This is a genomic window from Gilliamella sp. Gris3-2, assembly GCF_001690345.1.
Lineage (GTDB): Bacteria > Pseudomonadota > Gammaproteobacteria > Enterobacterales > Orbaceae > Gilliamella > Gilliamella bombi.
In genome coordinates this window covers 39,598-56,686 of the sequence record NZ_LZHB01000066.1, presented here as the reverse complement: position 1 = coordinate 56,686, position 17,089 = coordinate 39,598, and the positions used below count along the sequence as shown (strand labels likewise).

The window sequence follows — 17,089 nt, the reverse complement described above, 5'->3', positions numbered from 1 at the left end:
GATACTAATGAACCGAGAGTCTTAACCTTACAACTCGGAGTTGTTTTGGGTTACGCAGAAGTTATTACTAGATGAGAAAATCATCGAAAAGAGAATAGAGATTGAAAAAACAGTTTGTTCCGAATTGAGTGATTGTTGTTGATATGAGATAATGGACAGCAATTAAGAAAGAGAGTACAGGATATGTCTGGCGGTAATAGCGCGGTGGTCCCACCTGACCCCATGCCGAACTCAGAAGTGAAACGCCGTAGTGCCGATGGTAGTGTGGGTATTACCCATGTGAGAGTAGGGTGCCGCCAGACTTTTAAATATATAGCCCAGCAGTCATGCTGGGCTTTTTGCTTTCTACACAAAACTTATTTGTAGTGTATTTCTAGTTTATTCGATGTTTATTATACGTTTTAACAATAGGTGTTCTCACTGATGGTATTGGTCGTAATTTATAAAGATAGGTTATGATAATGAATGAAGAATAGGAACCTATATTTCAAATAGAGTTAATGGATATCATTAACAGTCTAAATATCAAAAAATTGCATGTTGGCTCATCTGATTCACTTATTTATGAAATAATGGGAGAGCCAGAATTAGCTGTCAAAAGACTGAATAGAAAATCAAAAATATTTAGTCATCTATATGGCAATGTCAATATTCTCTCTGAAAATAACATGGTAATAAGTATAAATATTGATATGCATTGTTTTAGAAAAAAAATGGTAGTTCTTGGTAGAATAAATAGCTGGAAACTTGATACTTGGTTAGAGTTATCAAAAATAAAAGATTGGCGTGTAAATAAATTTTGTGATGTGGTTCGACTTGAAGGAAAAGGAATAGTTATTTGTTTATTACCGAATGGAGAAGTAGGGATGATTTCTCTTTGTTGAATGGTTTTTAATCACTGATGTTGAGTAGTAATTTGTGAAAATACTGTAATGAATATTGGAGTTTGTCGAGGTAAATGTGTACAGATCATGTGAAAATTATCGCTTGCTGAGTGGAGTAACTTCGACGGGAGACCAAATTGACTGTTTCCATTGTATGAAGTTATTAGTTAGAATTTCTTTTATGTAATTTTCAAATTTAGAATTAAAGTATTTATCAGATATTATTGTTATTTTAAGAGTATAATGTTCATCACATAATAATTCACTAAGCCTATCAATTTTGTCGATAACAGCAATACTAAAATTATCCAATTCCGCTCTGGCAATATAACGACCTTTTTCATCTTTACAGGATAATTTACATTTAAATGCCAATTCTATCTTAGCCAGCATTTCTTCAAATGAATTATTGCTATCAGTTAATACAAAAGTTAACCATCTTTCATTTATTTTCATAACTCTATTATCCTAGAAAAATTTAATCCTGAAATATTAAAAAACAAATATTATTTACATAAAATGTAGAAATTGTTTACGTGTTATCCGCAGTAATTTGTAATGAATATGCATAAAAAAACAAAATTAGCGTCTTATTATAAACAATAGATATGATGTTTATATCATAAAGAAGAAATAACTGCCACTGATTTGATTAAACGCTTATCGCTTGCTGAGTGGAGTAACGTCAAAAGGAGACCAAACTGACTGTTCCCATTGTATGAAGTTATTAGTTAGAATTTCTTTTATGTAATTTTCAAATTTAGAATTAAAGTATTTATCAGATATTATTGTTATTTTAAGAGTATAATGTTCATCACATAATAATTGACTAAGCCTATCAATTTTGTCGATAACAGCAATACTAAAATTATCCAATTCCGCTCTGGCAATATAACGACCTTTTTCATCTTTACAGGATAATTTACATTTAAATGCCAATTCTATCTTAGCCAGCATTTCTTCAAATGAATTATTGCTATCAGTTAATACAAAAGTTAACCATCTTTCATTTATTTTCATAACTCTATTATCCTAGAAAAATTTAATCCTGAAATATTAAAAAACAAATATTATTTACATAAAATGTAGAAATTGTTTACGTGTTATCCGCAGTAATTTGTAATGAATATGCATAAAAAAACAAAATTAGCGTCTTATTATAAACAATAGATATGATGTTTATATCATAAAGAAGAAATAACTGCCACTGATTTGATTAAACGCTTATCGCTTGCTGAGTGGAGTAACGTCAAAAGGAGACCAAACTGACTGTTCCCATTGTATGAAGTTATTAGTTAGAATTTCTTTTATGTAATTTTCAAATTTAGAATTAAAGTATTTATCAGATATTATTGTTATTTTAAGAGTATAATGTTCATCACATAATAATTGACTAAGCCTATCAATTTTGTCGATAACAGCAATACTAAAATTATCCAATTCCGCTCTGGCAATATAACGACCTTTTTCATCTTTACAGGATAATTTACATTTAAATGCCAATTCTATCTTAGCCAGCATTTCTTCAAATGAATTATTATTATCAATTAATACAAAAGTTAACCATCTTTCATTTATTTTCATAACTCTATTATCCTAGAAAAATTTAATCCTGAAATATTAAAAAACAAATATTATTTACATAAAATGTAGAAATTGTTTACGTGTTATCCGAAGTAATTTGCAATGAATATGCATAAAAAAACAAAATTAGCGTCTTATTATAAACAATAGATATGACGTTTATATCATAAAGAAAAAATAACTGCCACTGATTTGATTAAACGCTTTATGGTCAGTTATCCGACTATTTATAACTAGCCTAAGAAAGCCTGATTGAAGCTTTTTATTTCTTTAATCTGTAAGAATGAATGTTCTTAAACCATTATTTATAGCTAGTCAAAGTTGAAAAATCCATCAAAACTAAATTAAGTCAGCAAGCTAAATGCTATAACAAAACCTATTAGGGGATAAACTTATAGGTTATTCTTTACAAGAATAAAACCGATTTGTGTTCCTTTTCCTTGTTCGGTAACAAATGCGCCAACTGCGCAAATCAGTTGTTCGTTGTAGTAAATTAGAGGGATTCGAGTTCGCATCCATGGTGGAATATTATGCTCTTGCCATAGTTTTTTTATTGATCGTGAACCATGGCGATTAACAATTTGAAATTTTCCTTGAGCATGGAATCTAACGGTGATTTTTTCATCTGCTTGTGGTAAGCGGCAACATAAATCAGTTTGATAATTAATTTGTAATTCACCAACATTATCTGGAAGTGTTAATGGCAACGTTAAATCCCAGTTTAGGATTTGCCGTTCAATATCTTGATGTAATGCTAACAAATAAAGATGATTTTGATAACGGCGAACTTGTTGGTTATTAAAGATAAATTTCGGATTGGCATCTTCTTTTGCTAATGCAACGGTTTGCCAAATTAATGTTATTTGTTGGCGTGTTGGCATATTAATATGATTGTGTTTAAACCACATGCGTAAAATTGCATTTCGTTTATACTCGGAATAGTCCATTAATGGTGCAATAGCCAGTTGATTTTGTTCGGTGATAACTTGCTTAAACTCTACCAATAATAACTCATTAATTAACGTTTCTTGTTGTTGACATAATTCCGCACTGCGTGCAACCATTTGCGAAAAATGTGGCCAGCGTTGATTAAGAATTGGTAAGACTTTTAAGCGTAAAAAATTACGGTCGTAGTGATCATCTTGGTTGCTTTCATCTTCTATCCAATTGAGTTGATGTTTATTCGCATAGGTTTCAATTTGTGATCGTGATATTGTTAATAAAGGTCGAAGATGTTGTTGATTTTCCCTTGGCATTGCGGACAATCCCGCAGGTCCACTACCACGTTTCAATGCCAAGAAGAAAGTTTCACATTGATCATCAAGATGTTGAGCTGTACATAACGTTTCATCATCTTTTAGATGGTGATATATAGCTTGGTAACGTGCATTTCTAGCTTGCTCTTCAATATTACCCGCTATGGGATCAAGTCTGACTTTTTCAATAATTATTGGAACTTGCCATGTTTGGCATTGTTGCCTGCAATGCGTTGCCCAGTTGTCAGCATTGCTACTCAAACCATGATGAATATAGATCGCTCTTAGTTCTAAATTTGGTAACAATTGTTTTTTAAGCTTAACAAGCACATGCATTAATACCGTTGAGTCAACACCACCACTATATGCAACCAGTAGCGCTTTGTGGTGTTTTATATTATGAAAAACTGTTTGTTTTATTATTTCGTCACACGTGATTTGGCTATGATTATTCATCTTCTACTTAATTATGCTAAACTAAACATTCGTAATGCATTGGCTTTATATAGATTTATTTTTTATAGCTTGATTCTGTCTAAACCAGTAGCAAGATCGGCAATTAAATCATCGGGATCTTCAAGCCCTATATGAAGACGAATTAAAGTTCCTTTAAAATCAATACCAGATACAGGTCTAATTTTTGCTAGTTCTTCGGGTTGATTAGCTAAAATTAATGATTCAAAACCACCCCATGAATAAGCCATTGAGAAATAAGTTAAGTTGTCAATAAAATCAGATAATTGCTCGTCAGTTAATCGATCTTTGAGTACAAAAGAAAATAATCCACTTGCACCTGAAAAATCACGTTTAAAAAATTCATGCCCCTTACAACTTTCTAATGCTGGGTGATTGACGGTAGCAACTTTAGGATGGTGAGCTAACCATTTTGCTACTTTTATGCCATTTTCGTGGTGTTGCTTTAATCGTATTGCTAATGTTCGCAATCCTCGTGCGGCTATATAAGCGGTATCAGCATCGCACATTTGTCCCATTAAGTAAGAACGTTCGCGTAATTTTTCCCAACAACGCTGGTTAGCAACAGCGGTGCCTATCATGGCATCAGAATGACCGATTAGGTATTTAGTGCCTGCTTGTATTGAGATATCAATATCATGATCTAATGCTTTAAATAATACGCCGGCGCTCCATGTATTATCGATCATAATAATAATTTCTGGATTGACGCTGCGAATTGCTTTAACCATTGAAGGAATATCATGAATTTCCATCGTAATGGAACTTGGTGATTCTAAAAATACGACTTTGGTATTAGGTTTAATTTGATTTGTAATATTGTGACCCACTAATGGCGTAAAGTAATCTGTTTCAACACCAAAATTTTTTAAAATTTGCTGACAAAATTCTTGAGTAGGTTCGTAAGCGGCTTCAGACACTAATATATGATCGCCAGCTTGAACAAAAGCTAAAATAGCATTAGCGACGGCAGCTGCGCCACAAGGGTATAGATAGCAACCAGCTCCACCTTCGATTTCAACCATCGCATCTTGTAGCGCAAAATGAGTTAATGTACCACGGCGTCCATAAAATAATGCACCATTAGCACGGTTTTTGGTTGCTTCTTTTTTTGTTTCAATTGAATCAAAAACCAATGATGATGCACGTTGAATAACCGAATTAACAGCGCCTTGTGTATAACGCTTTTTACGTCCTGCATGAACTAATTTTGTTGGTAATGACATAATGATACACCCTTGCTACTATTTATTAAGGTTGATATTTTTATTAATTTTGATAACAGTTAGCATAGCATGCTGTTAGAATAGTAAAAAATAAATTTTATTAATATTTTCTTGCCAATTATGCTAATTGTTCAACTTGCTTGTCTTAAGGATGCTGAAATTGATTTTTCACTGTTGCCTCAAACGCTTCTTTATGAAGCGAATAATTTAAGTGGCCAACGTAAAAAACAGTTTTTAGTTTGCCGATCAATTTTGGCTCATTTGCTTAAACAATACTGTGATATTTCGATGTTACCTGTTATTAAGGTTGGAGATAATGGTCGTCCCTCTTTTTTAGAGCCACACTTACCAGATTTTAATATTAGTCATAGCCAAGATTGGGTAGCAGTTGCGATTTCGTTAGTAGGTAAGGTTGGTTTAGATATCGAAGTAGTACGTCCACGAAAAAATTATTTGAAAGTAGCTAAAAATTTTTTTGCTGATGACGAATATCAATGGATGACTAAACAAGATGATACATTAAGAGCCTTTTGGCAACTATGGACATTAAAAGAGTCTGCATTAAAGCTTTATGCTAAAGGTGTTTGGCAAATAAAATCGGTTAACGTCGATTTAAAACAGCAGATGATTATGGCACCTTTTGCACAAGAATTTTATTATCAATATCGTCAAGTGGATAATGTTCATCTGTCGGTGAACAGCAATCAACCGATCTCTAAATTAATTTTGTTGTCTTAATACAATGTTTTTCCATTATTTATTATGGTGCGATAATGGCTTGTTATTTATTAAACCAGATAGATATCTTGAATTCTTTTTCTATTAGTTTCGTTTAATTGATATTCCTGTGATAACCAATTGTCAATTGTACCGTGACGCGTTTTAATTGCATTCAGTGCCGCAGTTAGATACTCTTTTTTGGCGGCAAAAATTAATTTGCGTTTTTCAAACTCATCAGGCGTCATTTTATGTTGATATTGGCTTAATAGATTTTCACGATAATCTGACAATAGCTGTTCTGTTAGTAAATAATCTTGCATGACAGTTTCTTCACTAACACCCAAAGCAAACAATGTTAATGCAACGCCAACACCTGTACGATCTTTACCAACAGCACAATGTTGTACCAATGGTCTACCTTGTGAGTTTAGTAGGATTGAGGAAAGTTTTTGATATGCTGCGTTATTAAATGGTAGTAGCTGGTAAAGCTTAATCATAAAATCAAATGGAGCATTTTTTTTAAGTGTTTGGTGAGCATTACCTAAATCACTTGTTAAACTTGCGGTGATCGTATTGCTCAACGGATTAGCTGGTACATTAATATAATGAGTATTTTGCCATAATTTATCTGGATTTCGCTCAATTTCATCAGGATCGCGATAGTCTAAAACGTAGTGCAGATTTAGCTGATTAGCTAAAAAAGATTGCTCTTGTTGTGTAATAAGCGAGAATGCGCCTGAGCGGTATAGTAGGCCCGATCGAATTTGACGTCCATCAATTGTTTTGATTCCACCTAAATCACGAAAATTAATCCCATTTTTTATTGGTACAACTGATGCCATAACCCGTCCCTATTTATTTTTAACTTTACTTGCTATATTAACATGTTTCTGATTAGAATTAACTCATTGTTATGTTGTTTATCAATTTTTTGAGGTTTTTACTATGTCGATGTTATCTGTTTTACTAACTGATAAACCTGCACCAAAACAGTGGGGAAAAGATGCATTACTGAGTTTTTCTAACGAGGCGATTACTATTCACTATAAACCAGAACATCGCTTAGAGGCGATTCAACGTGCAGGTCGCAAGTTAGATAACCAAGGAATAAATTCGGTTAAACTAAGTGGTGAAAATTGGGATCTCGAAGCTTGTTGGCATTTTTGGTTAGGCTATCGTAATGCCAAAAAAAGTACAAAAGTAACTTGGTCAGAACTCAACACCAAAGACAAACAAGAATTGAAACATCGTATAGAAATTATTGATTGGTGTCGGGATATTATTAATGAACAAGCCGAAACATTAAGTCCTGTTGAGTTAGCCACACGAGCAGCTAAGTTAATTAGCACTTACTCATCTGCTGTGACTTACAACATCATTTCAGATGAAGCTTTAAGAGAGCAAGGTTATATGGGCATTTATACGGTTGGAAAAGGTTCGGATCGGCCAGCGGCTTTGCTTGAACTAGATTATAACCCAACCCAAAACCCTAATTCACCGATAACAGCCTGTTTAGTTGGTAAAGGTATTACCTTTGATTCAGGAGGATATAGTTTAAAACCAAGTAATTTTATGGAGTCAATGCGCTCAGATATGGGGGGGGCTGCGTTAGTAACAAGTGCATTAGCATTAGCCATTGCGCGAGGTTTAAATCAACGTATTAAACTTTATCTATGTTGCGCGGATAATTTAGTCAGTGGCAATGCGTTTAAATTAGGCGATATTATTCGTTACCGTAACGGTAAAACGGTTGAAGTTGATAACACTGATGCAGAAGGGCGACTAGTTTTGGCTGATGGTTTAATTTGTGCTGATAATGACCAGCCTCATTATATTATTGATTGTGCAACACTGACTGGAGCGGCTAAGATTGCGGTGGGGAATGATTATCAGTCATTACTTTCGTTTGATGATAAATTTGCTAGCCAATTGTTAGCTAGTAGCGATATTGAGCATGAAGCTTTTTGGCGATTACCATTAGCCGACTTTCATCGTTCGCAATTCCCATCATCATTTGCTGATATAGCAAATTCAGGTATACCTAATACTGCTGGGGCAAGTACTGCTGCGGCTTTCTTATCGCATTTTATTAAAAATTATCAAAAAAATTGGCTACATATTGATTGTTCTGCAACATTCCGTAAAAGCGCCACAGCTCTATGGGCAACAGGGGCAACAGGTATTGGTGTGAGGACAATTGCTAATTTACTTAGTCAGCTTAAATAAACAAAAAACCACTTTTAAAAAGTGGTTTTAAAGTGGTTTTTGTTAACAAAGTGCAATTTTAATCATTTTTAATAACAATTGCTTTTTTGATATAAATAGGCTCAACTGGCACATTTTGATGTGGTCCCACGCGTTTAGTTGGGACACTAACAATTTTATCAACTATATCCATCCCTTTAGTTACTTTACCAAATACAGCATAACCATATTGTTCTGGTGATTTGTAATTAAGGAAATCATTGTTTACTACGTTGATAAAAAATTGACTGGTTGCGCTGTTTATTTCACTCGTTCTTGCCATTGCAATGGTGCCACGATCATTTTTTAAACCATTGTCTGCTTCATTTTTAATTGGTGGATTATTCTCTTTAAATTTTAGTTGATCATCAGCGCCACCACCTTGAATCATAAATCCAGGAATTACACGGTGGAAAGTTAAATTTTCATAAAAACCACTATTAACATAATCAAGAAAGTTTTTAGTGGTAATTGGCGCATGTTCGCTGTCTAGTTCAATCTCAATATCGCCCATACTGGTTTGTAATAAGACTTGAGGAGTAGCTAAGGCGACAGTTGAAAAAATTGTTAGCAGTAATGTTAAAATTAATAGTTTGATTTTTCTCATATAATAAAACCTCTTTCCATTTGAATTGGCTGATTATACCGAATATTAAGCTAATTTAAATAACAATTATGCAAAATCGGATAATTTTTTGTGCTGTATATCGTATAACGATTTAATTATATTTAATTAAAAAATTGATTGGTCTATTTTATTGATGTTAACCTGATTTTAAACATTAATAAGATAAGGAGTTATAAAAAATGTTTTTTATAACTCCCTTTTTTATACTAACCGTTTTTATACTGAAACATAGTGTAACCTGAAACTTTTTTACAAAAAAACTGTTAAATTTTATGCGATGTATTTTGTGTGATATGCCTTTATTTCTATCTCATCATGGCATTTGTAGCCAATGTGTTCAAAATATACCTAAATTTAATAAAGTCTGCCATCAATGCTGTTTACCACATTCTTTATCGACTGATATATGTTATCGGTGTCGTGCAAAGAAACCTTATTGGGATGAACTTATTGCTGTTTCTGAGTATGTTAATCCTTTAAAAAAATTGATTCATCATCTAAAGTTCTACAACAAAATTGAATTGAGTACTGCATTGGCAAGATTGATGTTTTTGGCTTGGTATCAACGGCGAGAAATCGATGCGTTAATTAAGCCCGATTTGGTCACTTGTGTGCCATTGCATCATTTTCGTTATTGGTCTCGTGGTTTTAATCAAGCTGAGTTATTGGCAAAACCGATTGCAAGATGGTTAGATTGTGAATTTTATCCTTATTTACTATCTCGAACGTCAAATGTACAAGATCAAAAAAAACTATCTCTTACAGAGCGAATCACTAATGTTGAAAAGCTTTTTACATGCCATCAAAATCTTTCACATAAATCAGTAATGCTTATTGATGATATCGTTACAACAGGTAATACGATTAATGCAATTAGTCAGCAACTAAAAAATTGTGGAGCAACGAGTGTTTATGTTGTTTGTTTATGCCGTACAGTATTGTAAAATCCTAAACAACCCCTATAATAACCAAGAGAGTTAGTCAACTATTATTATTAATATATTATAAATGATGTTAGGTTTGTTTATTACCTAACTACATTAAAGTGAGGGATTATGTCTATTATCACTATTTCTGAATCAGCTCAACAGCACTTTAAAAAATTGCTTGCTAATCAACCTGATGGAACACAAATTCGAGTATTTGTTATTAACCCTGGTACTCCAAGTGCTGAATGCGGTGTTTCGTATTGCCCTGCTGATACTATAGAAGATAGCGATATAGAAGAACGGTATGCTGATTTTTCAGTTTATATTGATGAAATTAGTGCGCCATTTTTAGAAGAAGCTGTCATTGATTATGTGACTGATGAATTAGGTTCGCAGTTAACATTAAAAGCACCAAATTCAAAAATGAAAAAAGTAGCTGATGATGCACCTCTTATTGAGCGTGTTAATTACGCAATTCAAGCACAGGTCAATCCGCAATTAGCTAGCCATGGTGGCCATGTTAGTTTAGTGGAGTTGACCGAAGATAATTATGTTGTTTTACAATTTGGTGGGGGGTGTAATGGTTGCTCAATGGTTGATTATACTTTGAAAGAAGGTATTGAGAAACAATTAATGGCAGAGTTTCCTGAACTCGCTGGTGTAAAAGATATTACTGAACACCAAGCTGGAGCTCATTCTTTTTGCTAATAATGGCAGAAAATAATTTTTATTTAAATCTTGCTTATTGCTGGGATTGAGTCATAATCGGATAACGTTTGCCATTTGACATTCTGATGGGGTTTTATGAATCAAGTTAGTATTATTTCAGATCTTATCGTTTGGATTGAAAAAAATTTGGAACAACCATTATCTATTGATCATGTTGCACAAAAATCAGGTTATTCAAAGTGGCATTTACAACGTATGTTTAAAGAGGTAACTGGTCAAGTTCTTGGTACTTATATTCGACATCGTCGTTTAACTTATGCTGCGCTTGCTTTACGCATGACAAGTAAGCCTATTTTAGATATTGCGATGCAATATCGTTTTGATTCTCAACAAACATTTACTCGTTCTTTTAAAAAACAATTCAATGAAACTCCAGCAAGTTACCGACGAGGAGATATTTGGGATCCTACAGGATTAACTCCTGCTATTGAGCTTAATAAAAACCGGTTTTCATTGCCTGAGCCAAAATTTGTTAATATGCCTCAAAAAACGTTTTGGGGTATCACCTTTAAAAATAATTGCAATTTGAGTCAATTATTAGATGAAGAAAATAAACTAAGATCACAATTTTTTCATAATTATATATCTCGCTGTGGCAATACATGTGAAAACTTGCCAGATAAAATTTATGCTTTTAGCCGTATATTGAAAAGCAAAGATAATGCTAATGAACAAGAGCTTTTTTATACAATTGCTTTAGATCAGAATAATAATTTAGAGCATATTGAGCAGATAGTTAATGAAGGAGGATTGTATCTTTGCTTTAGATATATTGGTTCTCCTGATGAGTTTGGCGATTTTATTTCACAAGTGCATTTAGCTGCTATGCCAGCATTAAAGGTACGCTTACGTTGCTCTAGTTGTGTAATTGAGATTCATCATAATCTTTGCGATGACTCTGTTGAATCGTTTAAGGATATTAAGCATATGGAGTGTGATTATTGTGTGCCGGTTGTTGCTGATAGTGAAGTCAATATCCAATCAAGTTTATAGTTATAATATGATATAAAAATCTGCTATTAGATATTGACTGAATTATTTAGTTATCTGAGTTTAATAAAATCTTTTCTAACCACTTTTTAAATTCTGGAGTTGTTTCTTTTAGGCTATTAGAGCCTCTTGTTACAGTTGCAATACCAATTTTTAGTTGCTCTTTAAGTTGGCGTTGATTGATTGAACCATCAAGTAATGAATGTACGATTTTAACTCGAGTAATTAAAGCATCTCGCTCATCGGCTGTCATTAGTAATTTTAATATATCCAGTGAATAACCATCGTTAAATGCTTGGTGTAATAATTCAACTGTTTGTTTCCATTCGTTAGTTTTCATTATAATCACCATTAATATTGTTTATTAAATTCATTTGAGCTAAGAAAATTGACATTTTTTTGCCCTAAGATTACTTGATAAATATAATCATATACCAATACGTTTTTGACGTAATTACGTGTTTCAGTAAACGGTATACTATCGATAAATGCTACTGCATCAAGTTTTCCGTTACTCTTTTTTAGCCAGCGCTTAACATTATTTGGACCAGCATTATAAGCGGCTGAAGATAATATACGATTTTTATCATTTTGTAGATAAGCAGTGTTTAAATAGGTAGTGCCTAACTGTATATTTGTTTGAGGATCAAACAATTGTGCTGATGAAATATAAGTTAATGAATTAACTTTTTTAGCTGTCTCTTTTGCTGTAGCTGGCATTAGTTGCATTAATCCACTGGCGCCGACAGGTGATTTGACAGTAGTATCAAGTGCACTTTCTTGGCGAGAAATAGCTAAAGCATAAGATAAACCAATAGCTTTATCTTTTAATGCATTGTTATATAAATCTTTGTACATAATAGGCAAACGCTCTGTCCAGTTATTCCAGAGTTTGCCTGCAATGGTTGCTTGAATACTAAGATCCCCCCACCCTTTTTGTAAGGCATATTGAGATAATGCTAAATATTCATTCTTATTTTTTTGATTATTTAACATATATCGCCATTCGTAGCTTGATTCTGAAAGCATTCCTAAATAACGTAATTCGTTAATTCTTTTTACATAGGGTTGATTGTCGTATTTGCTTTTTAAGGTTGATATTTCTGATGGTGTAATCTTTGGTGATTGGTTATTGATCGAATAAGGTTGATTAAGAGTTTGTGCACTTATCATGCCATAAAACCCACGTTTGGTTGTGAGTGTTTGTAAAATTTTGTTAGCTTCACTTTTTTTATTATTATTTAATAAAACTCTAGCTTGCCAATATTGCCAGTCTTCTTTTAATTGATCTTCTGGTGATAGTTGTGCTATCCAATAAGCGATGTCTGTGAAGTTATAGTTATCGATAGCAAGGCGGATACGTTTTTCAACTAATGTTGTATCGTGGTATTTTTCAATATAGCTATCACGCCATTTAATTTGTTCATCTGTTGCAGAATTTTTAAAGTAGCTGTTAGCTAAACTCTTTTGTAATGCTACCTGCTCTGCTTTACTTAAAGTTTGCTGTTTAACTAATTTTGGTAATAATGCTGCAGCTAAATTCATATCAGCTTTTACTAAGCGAGGGAATGATGATAAGACAACTTTTTTAGTGAAAGAGCTAGCTTTAATATTTTTTGAAAAATCTTCTAATTTTTTAGGATTATTAAGAACAGCTAGTAAATTGATTTTTGTTGTTTTGTAGTTGTCATCAAGTAAATTAGCTAGGTGTTTGGCTAATTTTAAATTATTTGCATCAATAGCAAGTTCGATACGTAATAGTATTAAATTAGCTGTCCGTTTACCTGCTTGAGCCCAAGCGTCAAGTAATGGCTCGCATGCAGAAGGAAGTTCTTTGCCTGTCATCCAAAGAGATTCAACAGAGCTAAAAGCAACCTCGTTATTTCCTTGTTGTAGTAATGCATATTGATAACGACAGTTAGAGAGTATGGAGTTATCTTTTGGGAACGAAACGATTGAATTCCAATCTTGACGATTGCTTAATTCGCTTAAATAAGATTGTGTTAATGAAGCTGTTAGCGGAAAATTATTATATTGATTAATAAAATCGCTTACCATTTGTGGTGAAACGATTTTAATATTACTCTGAAAAAACTGTACAGCAGCATAAGGATACAATGGATAATCTTTTATGGTAGAGAGTAATGTTTGCTGTTCTTCAAAGTTAAGTGATTGATAGGAGTTAAGCCATTTTTGATAATTTTCTCGACCTTTTTGATAACTATCTGCATAAATGTTACCTGTGAACAGTAGGTTAATTATCAAAAAATAACGTAATACTAATTTCATCCTTTAACTCCTATGTTAATTTAGTTTATTAGATTAGCATATTAAGCTATGATTCGTCGATAATGAACTGCGGTTTAATTCCTACTAAAACACTCAACTAAATACTTGACTAAATCGAAAGGATATATACAATATGCATACACACATATAAAGGAATGCTCAATGAAACTGACATCAAAAGGGCGATACGCGGTGACAGCAATGCTTGATGTTGCTTTACATGCAGATTCAGGACCGGTATCACTAGCTGATATTTCAGAACGTCAAGAAATTTCACTTTCTTATCTTGAACAATTGTTTGCTCGATTACGAAAAAATGGTTTGGTGCGCAGTGTTAGAGGCCCTGGTGGCGGTTATATACTGAGTCGTTCTATGGATCAAATTGCTATTAGTTCAATTGTTAAAGCTGTCGATGAAACAGTGCATGCGACAAAATGTCACGGGCAAGATGGATGTCAAGGCGGTGTTAGATGTTTAACCCATACACTGTGGAATGATTTAAGTGAACGAATTGAGGACTTTTTAACTAGCATTACATTGAGTGAATTGGTCAATAATAAAGAAGTTAAAGCTGTTGCTAGCCGACAAAGTAATATACAACACGTTCAAATTAATTAATAAAAATAGAATACAGAATTTTTCATTGGGAGTAATTAATGAAACTACCTATTTATATGGATTATGCAGCGACAACGCCTGTAGATCCTAGAGTTGCTGAAAAAATGATGCAGTATTTAACGCCAGACGGTATATTCGGTAACCCAGCATCTCGTTCCCACAAATTTGGCTGGCAAGCTGAAGAAGCCGTTGATATTGCCCGTAATCAAATTGCCGATCTTATTGGTGCTGATTCACGCGAAATTGTCTTTACGTCAGGGGCAACTGAAGCTGATAATTTAGCAATTAAAGGTGCCGCTCATTTTAATCAAGCCAAAGGTAAGCACATTATTACTTGTAAAACTGAGCACAAGGCTGTGCTTGATACTTGTCGCCAACTTGAGCGAGAAGGTTATGAAGTAACTTATTTAACGCCAGAATCCGATGGGCTCCTTGATCTTGATAAACTTGCAACGGCTATGCGTAGTGATACAACCGTTGTATCAATTATGCATGTCAACAATGAAACGGGTGTAATACAAGACATCGAAAAAATTGGTGAGATGTGCCGTGAAAGAGGCATTGTTTTTCATGTTGATGCAACCCAGTCTGTTGGTAAATTACCAATTGATGTAGCTAACTTAAAAGTTGATTTAATGTCATTTTCTGGTCATAAAATTTATGGGCCAAAAGGTATTGGTGGGCTTTATGTAAGGCGTAAACCGCGTGTTCGTATTGAAGCTCAAATGCATGGCGGTGGTCATGAACGAGGTATGCGCTCTGGTACTTTACCTGTGCATCAAATTGTGGGCATGGGTGAAGCGTATCATATAGCTAAACAAGAGATGGTTACTGAAATGCCTCGTTTATTGGCTTTAAAAAATCGTTTATGGGATGGTTTAAAAGACATTGAAGAGGTTTATTTAAATGGTTCTTTGGAGCACAGTGTGCCAAATATCTTAAATGTGAGTTTTGCTTACATTGAAGGTGAATCGTTGATGATGGCTTTAAAAGATTTAGCTGTTTCATCTGGTTCTGCATGCACATCTGCGAGTTTAGAGCCGTCTTATGTATTACGAGCATTAGGGCTTAATGATGAGCTGGCTCATAGTTCAATTCGATTTTCTATTGGTCGTTTTACCACAGAAGAAGAAATTGATTATGTCATTAAATTAATCAGAGAATCTATTGGGAAATTAAGGGATTTATCGCCTCTTTGGGAAATGTTTAAAGATGGCGTTGATTTAACAAAGATTAAATGGTCAGCACATTAAAATTGGGAGTAAATTATGGCATATAGTGAAAAAGTTGTTGATCATTACGAAAACCCACGTAATGTTGGTTCGTTTGATCAAAATGATCCTAATGTTGGTAGTGGTATGGTTGGCGCACCAGCGTGTGGTGATGTGATGCGTCTACAAATCAAAGTGAATGACAACGGTATTATTGAAGATGCTAAGTTTAAAACTTATGGTTGTGGTAGTGCAATTGCATCAAGTTCTTTGGTTACAGAATGGATAAAAGGTAAATCATTAGACGAAGCAGAAGCTATCAAAAATACGGATATTGCTAAAGAACTTGCTTTACCACCGGTTAAAATTCACTGTTCAATTCTAGCGGAAGATGCAATTAAAGCTGCTATTGATGACTACAAAACCAAAAAAGGACAACGTTAATGGCAATCACATTGACTAATAGCGCAGCTGATCGTGTTCAAGCCTTTTTGGCTAATCGCGGAAAGGGTGTTGGGTTACGATTAGGTGTTAAAACATCTGGTTGCTCTGGTATGGCTTATGTTTTAGAGTTTGCCGATGTGATTAATGATGATGATAGTGTCTTTGAAGATAAACATGTCAAAGTTATCGTGGATAAAAAAAGCTTAGTTTATATTGATGGTACTGAACTTGATTTTGTTAAAGAAGGATTAAATGAAGGTTTCAAGTTTAATAATCCTAATACGAAGCACGAATGTGGCTGTGGCGAAAGCTTTAATGTGTAATCGGACACAATAATTATGGTTAATTACTTCGAGCTATTTAGTTTGCCAGCTCAATTGCCGGTGGATGTCGCTCAACTAACAACTCATTATCAGCAATTACAAAAGCAATATCATCCAGATAATTTTGCTGTTGGAAACGATATTGATAAAGTGGCAATTGTTCAAAAGTCAGCAAACATTAATGATGGTTATCATACGTTAAAAAATCCAATTAAAGCCGCTGAGTATTTTTTATCTCTACAAGGTTTTGACGTAGCAACTGAACAAAGTATTATTCATGATACTGATTTTTTAATGGAGCAATTTGTTTTACGTGAAAGACTTGATGATATCGAACGTAAAGATAATTTTGAATTATTAGATGATTTTTATGCTGAGATTGTTGCTCGTCAAAAGATAGTCTATAACGAATTATTACAATTTATTACTAATCAAGATTGGTCAAAAGCACTTAATCAGATCTATAAAATTCGCTATCTTGCCAGATTGATTGAACAAATCGAAAAGTTACAAGAAAAGCAATTTGATTTATAATTTAAG

At 33.6% G+C, this 17,089-nt stretch carries 20 protein-coding genes and 1 rRNA gene; 12 read left to right on the top strand and 9 right to left on the bottom strand.

The window, feature by feature from the left end:
- Positions 1 to 186 precede the first annotated feature (186 nt).
- Together rrf and A9G32_RS09050 are read left to right on the top strand one after the other, a co-directional pair.
- A 5S ribosomal RNA gene (gene rrf, locus A9G32_RS09055) occupies positions 187 to 302 on the top strand.
- Positions 303 to 500: 198 nt separating this feature from the next.
- Positions 501 to 884, top strand: a complete 384-nt coding sequence (locus A9G32_RS09050) for a hypothetical protein (protein WP_065589133.1) — start codon at positions 501 to 503, stop codon at positions 882 to 884.
- A 96-nt stretch (positions 885 to 980) separates the two neighbouring features.
- Here the strand turns inward: A9G32_RS09050 and A9G32_RS09045 are convergent, their stop codons facing one another.
- The 5 genes from A9G32_RS09045 to metC form a co-directional block, all read right to left on the bottom strand.
- Positions 981 to 1,340, bottom strand: coding sequence for a hypothetical protein (locus A9G32_RS09045; RefSeq protein WP_065589132.1), 360 nt, complete (start codon positions 1,338 to 1,340; stop codon positions 981 to 983).
- Positions 1,341 to 1,544: 204 nt separating this feature from the next.
- A complete protein-coding gene (locus A9G32_RS09040) occupies positions 1,545 to 1,904 on the bottom strand; it encodes a hypothetical protein (protein WP_065639519.1) in 360 nt (119 codons plus the stop codon).
- Between the two features lie 204 nt (positions 1,905 to 2,108).
- Positions 2,109 to 2,468, bottom strand: a complete 360-nt coding sequence (locus A9G32_RS09035; protein WP_065640670.1) for a hypothetical protein — start codon at positions 2,466 to 2,468, stop codon at positions 2,109 to 2,111.
- A 392-nt stretch (positions 2,469 to 2,860) separates the two neighbouring features.
- A complete protein-coding gene (gene tilS, locus A9G32_RS09030) occupies positions 2,861 to 4,180 on the bottom strand; it encodes a tRNA lysidine(34) synthetase TilS (RefSeq protein ID WP_065589739.1) in 1,320 nt (439 codons plus the stop codon).
- Positions 4,181 to 4,242: 62 nt separating this feature from the next.
- A complete protein-coding gene (gene metC / locus A9G32_RS09025) occupies positions 4,243 to 5,424 on the bottom strand; it encodes a cystathionine beta-lyase (RefSeq protein ID WP_065589738.1) in 1,182 nt (393 codons plus the stop codon).
- A 120-nt stretch (positions 5,425 to 5,544) separates the two neighbouring features.
- Between metC and A9G32_RS09020 the strand changes: the two genes are divergently transcribed.
- Positions 5,545 to 6,162: a 4'-phosphopantetheinyl transferase family protein gene (locus A9G32_RS09020; RefSeq protein WP_065589737.1), complete on the top strand. Its 618-nt coding sequence runs from the start codon at positions 5,545 to 5,547 to the stop codon at positions 6,160 to 6,162.
- Positions 6,163 to 6,212: 50 nt separating this feature from the next.
- Here A9G32_RS09020 and A9G32_RS09015 read toward each other — a convergent pair whose 3' ends face one another.
- Positions 6,213 to 6,986: a tyrosine-protein phosphatase gene (locus A9G32_RS09015; protein WP_065589736.1), complete on the bottom strand. Its 774-nt coding sequence runs from the start codon at positions 6,984 to 6,986 to the stop codon at positions 6,213 to 6,215.
- 103 nt (positions 6,987 to 7,089) lie between these two features.
- Between A9G32_RS09015 and pepB the strand changes: the two genes are divergently transcribed.
- Complete coding sequence (gene pepB, locus A9G32_RS09010) at positions 7,090 to 8,370, top strand: aminopeptidase PepB (protein WP_065589735.1); 1,281 nt, start codon at positions 7,090 to 7,092, stop codon at positions 8,368 to 8,370.
- Positions 8,371 to 8,428: 58 nt separating this feature from the next.
- Here pepB and A9G32_RS09005 read toward each other — a convergent pair whose 3' ends face one another.
- Complete coding sequence (locus A9G32_RS09005; protein ID WP_065589734.1) at positions 8,429 to 8,995, bottom strand: peptidylprolyl isomerase; 567 nt, start codon at positions 8,993 to 8,995, stop codon at positions 8,429 to 8,431.
- Positions 8,996 to 9,309: 314 nt separating this feature from the next.
- On the opposite strand from A9G32_RS09005, the gene A9G32_RS09000 reads away from it, so the two are divergent.
- The 3 genes from A9G32_RS09000 to robA all read left to right on the top strand — a co-directional run bounded on the left by A9G32_RS09000 (position 9,310) and on the right by robA (position 11,667).
- Positions 9,310 to 9,960, top strand: a complete 651-nt coding sequence (locus A9G32_RS09000; protein WP_176701341.1) for a phosphoribosyltransferase family protein — start codon at positions 9,310 to 9,312, stop codon at positions 9,958 to 9,960.
- 117 nt (positions 9,961 to 10,077) lie between these two features.
- Positions 10,078 to 10,653 (top strand): Fe-S biogenesis protein NfuA, encoded by a 576-nt coding sequence (gene nfuA, locus A9G32_RS08995; protein WP_065561041.1) that lies wholly within the window; start codon positions 10,078 to 10,080, stop codon positions 10,651 to 10,653.
- A 96-nt stretch (positions 10,654 to 10,749) separates the two neighbouring features.
- Positions 10,750 to 11,667: an MDR efflux pump AcrAB transcriptional activator RobA gene (gene robA, locus A9G32_RS08990; protein ID WP_065589732.1), complete on the top strand. Its 918-nt coding sequence runs from the start codon at positions 10,750 to 10,752 to the stop codon at positions 11,665 to 11,667.
- 46 nt (positions 11,668 to 11,713) lie between these two features.
- Here robA and trpR read toward each other — a convergent pair whose 3' ends face one another.
- Together trpR and sltY are read right to left on the bottom strand one after the other, a co-directional pair.
- Positions 11,714 to 12,004 carry a trp operon repressor gene (gene trpR / locus A9G32_RS08985; protein ID WP_218055877.1) on the bottom strand — a complete coding sequence of 97 codons (291 nt, stop codon included), beginning with the start codon at positions 12,002 to 12,004 and terminating at the stop codon, positions 11,714 to 11,716.
- Positions 12,005 to 12,015: 11 nt separating this feature from the next.
- Positions 12,016 to 13,953, bottom strand: coding sequence for a murein transglycosylase (sltY, locus tag A9G32_RS08980; RefSeq protein WP_065589730.1), 1,938 nt, complete (start codon positions 13,951 to 13,953; stop codon positions 12,016 to 12,018).
- Positions 13,954 to 14,115: 162 nt separating this feature from the next.
- Between sltY and iscR the strand changes: the two genes are divergently transcribed.
- The 5 genes from iscR to hscB are packed head-to-tail and all read left to right on the top strand — an operon-like array spanning position 14,116 to position 17,083.
- Entirely contained in the window at positions 14,116 to 14,571 is a 456-nt protein-coding gene (gene iscR / locus A9G32_RS08975; protein WP_065589729.1) for a Fe-S cluster assembly transcriptional regulator IscR, read from the top strand.
- A gap of 38 nt (positions 14,572 to 14,609) precedes the next feature.
- Positions 14,610 to 15,824, top strand: coding sequence for an IscS subfamily cysteine desulfurase (locus tag A9G32_RS08970; RefSeq protein WP_065589728.1), 1,215 nt, complete (start codon positions 14,610 to 14,612; stop codon positions 15,822 to 15,824).
- 15 nt (positions 15,825 to 15,839) lie between these two features.
- Positions 15,840 to 16,226, top strand: a complete 387-nt coding sequence (gene iscU / locus A9G32_RS08965) for a Fe-S cluster assembly scaffold IscU (RefSeq protein ID WP_034911174.1) — start codon at positions 15,840 to 15,842, stop codon at positions 16,224 to 16,226.
- Complete coding sequence (iscA, locus tag A9G32_RS08960) at positions 16,226 to 16,549, top strand: iron-sulfur cluster assembly protein IscA (protein WP_065561024.1); 324 nt, start codon at positions 16,226 to 16,228, stop codon at positions 16,547 to 16,549. Before iscU ends, iscA begins: the two co-directional genes overlap by 1 nt.
- Before the next feature lie 15 nt (positions 16,550 to 16,564).
- Positions 16,565 to 17,083, top strand: a complete 519-nt coding sequence (hscB, locus tag A9G32_RS08955) for a Fe-S protein assembly co-chaperone HscB (RefSeq protein WP_065589727.1) — start codon at positions 16,565 to 16,567, stop codon at positions 17,081 to 17,083.
- The last annotated feature ends 6 nt before the right edge of the window (positions 17,084 to 17,089 follow it).